Source organism: Mediterraneibacter sp. 210702-DFI.3.120 (assembly GCF_020561005.1).
Classification (GTDB): domain Bacteria; phylum Bacillota; class Clostridia; order Lachnospirales; family Lachnospiraceae; genus Mediterraneibacter; species Mediterraneibacter faecis.
The window spans coordinates 1-2,053 of sequence record NZ_JAJCNG010000058.1 but is presented as its reverse complement, the minus strand read 5'-3'; the positions used below and the strand labels follow the sequence as shown (position 1 = coordinate 2,053).

The 2,053-nt window shown below is 45.1% G+C and carries 4 protein-coding genes and 1 pseudogene; all 5 read right to left on the bottom strand.

The window, feature by feature from the left end:
- Positions 1-256: DUF3847 domain-containing protein (locus tag LI162_RS15140; protein ID WP_155202107.1), on the bottom strand; the 256-nt coding region annotated here is incomplete at its 3' end.
- A gap of 127 nt (positions 257-383) precedes the next feature.
- Entirely contained in the window at positions 384-908 is a 525-nt protein-coding gene (locus tag LI162_RS15135; protein WP_227082698.1) for a hypothetical protein, read from the bottom strand.
- 302 nt (positions 909-1,210) lie between these two features.
- On the bottom strand, positions 1,211-1,354 hold the full coding sequence (locus LI162_RS15130; RefSeq protein WP_147327110.1) for a DUF4337 domain-containing protein: 144 nt from the start codon (positions 1,352-1,354) through the stop codon (positions 1,211-1,213).
- Positions 1,355-1,493: 139 nt separating this feature from the next.
- A complete protein-coding gene (locus LI162_RS15125; RefSeq protein WP_227082699.1) occupies positions 1,494-1,838 on the bottom strand; it encodes a TnpV protein in 345 nt (114 codons plus the stop codon).
- Positions 1,835-2,053: pseudogene (locus LI162_RS15120) on the bottom strand (DNA recombinase); the annotation flags it as partial. The pseudogene LI162_RS15120 and the gene LI162_RS15125, both read right to left, overlap by 4 nt.

The following is a 2,053-nucleotide window of genomic DNA, read 5'->3' as shown; positions in this document are numbered from 1 at the left end:
GGACTTCGGACAGAGAAAAGATGTGTTCCATCAGCTCTGTCATTTCGGTGCGTGTGAGATCTTTGACCTCCGGGGCAAGACTCTCAACCGTGCCGCCCAGATTGCAAAGGCGGTGGGTGCGCTTGGTGCGTTCGCCTTTCTCCAGATACTTCTTTCTATTCTCAAGACGCTCCAGCTTGTGCTGTTCCTGTGCAAGCTGCGTCTCGGCTTGCTCCTTTTCGGCTTGGAGCTGGTCGAGGGTTTTCGGTTTTGTCATTGTAATTGACCTCCTTTTTTGATTTTGGGGATAAAAAAAGACCGTCAACTTTTCGCATAGTGCGACCAGTCAACGGTCAGTTTTTCGGTATTCAGTTGTTGTGTTCAGTTCGGTAAATTGAAGTTGGTCAAAGTTGTTGGCGAAGATATTCCACAACATTTCCATTCGTATCATAGAAACAGATGTTTCCTACATTGAGGGGCAGGACAATGGCGAAAGGCTTGCCACTATCAATATCAATCACCTGAATGCCGTTGCCATCATCTACTTCAAGTCGAACAATATTTTGGGTATTCATTGAGATAAATGCCCTTTCGTTATTTCCCTCAACAACAAACTCTGCAATGTAATCATCAACCTCAACTATATCTCCACCACCACAGAAGAAATATCCAAAAGACAAGCCAGGGCGATTTACATAGACAGAAAAAGTGTGGTCTGTCTTGTCCTGTGGGTAAGAAATAAATGCAGCCATTGTGTCGGAAATGCTTCCATCAACAATCCAATCATCCAAAATTTTTTGAGATTGGCGAATGTCTGCTTCTAAACTGTTTGCGGTTTTACCAATGTCATTGTTTGCATAAAGGAAACCGAAAACCAACACACAAGCCAAAATAACACCCAAGAGGATTATGGGTAATTTCTTTTTCATAGAATCACACTCCTTTATCAAATTAAGATTCTTGATTTTCAAACTTGCTGGCGGCGAACGGTTTGTCAAAACCGTTTGCGGACGGCAAGTCCACAGGGGATAGCCGCTTTAGCGGCGCAAGGGGGTGTAGCCACCTTGACGGAACGAAGTGACGCAACATTCTCGGTCATGCAGTTTTCTTCTGCTGACGGAGAATGAAGCTCCGCAGGACGCACTACTCTCGACAGAGAGTATAGAAGTGCGCCCTTTAGTTCCTAAAGGGATTTGCTCCGGCTTAACTTCTCGACAAACTGAAAGTTGTTTTACTTACGTTCCATAAATCCTATGATTGAAAAAATCAATCCTACAATTCCAATTCCAATAGAGAGTAGCTCCATTCCTGATGAGCAAAGAGTAATTACGATAGCAAAGAGTAATATTGCAATACCTAATCCGATTTTTTTCACTGTAAATCCCTCCTTTGAAAATTCCGATTTGTTTCTCAATTTCGTATTCAAATTATACCATAAAACTTGTGAACAATTCTACCGCAACTTTGGACTGTATGAGAAAAGTCCGGACGGTTTTCTGCCCGGACTTTCTCACTCAATCATAAATCAATTCCGCTTTCACAATCTCATCTGCCTGTGCCTTGCAAGCGTTCATCTGCCGCACCCATTCCATTTGGTTTTCGGCTTTCAGCTGTTCAGTCACGCCGTACTGCTTTGCCAGTGACCGCACGATCAGCTCCATGCGGTTTCGTGCCGCTTCGTCAATCTCGGCGCAATGCTCAAAGAGCTTGTCGGATAGCACCAGCTCATTGAACAGTATCGGGCGGCGCATTTCCAAATATGCTTTGCGAAGTCTGCCGTAGTGTCCGAGGGGCTTGGTCTTGCGGATAATGATGTTTGGGATAAGATAATCGCCGTTCTGTGTGTAAGTGATATTCATGCTGTTTGTACTCCTTTCATCGGCTCTCTCTGCGGTAAACTGCTGACAGGGACGAACACGCCCTTTGCAATGTCCTCCGCACGAATGGCGGCTTTCTTGGCTTCGATTTCTGCCTTTTTCCGCTTTTTGATTTTGTCCTCGTATCGCTTCTGTGCTCCGCTGGCTTTCCGCTTCAAGTAGTTCTGGTGGAGCCTGTCCTTGCGTTCCTCACGCTT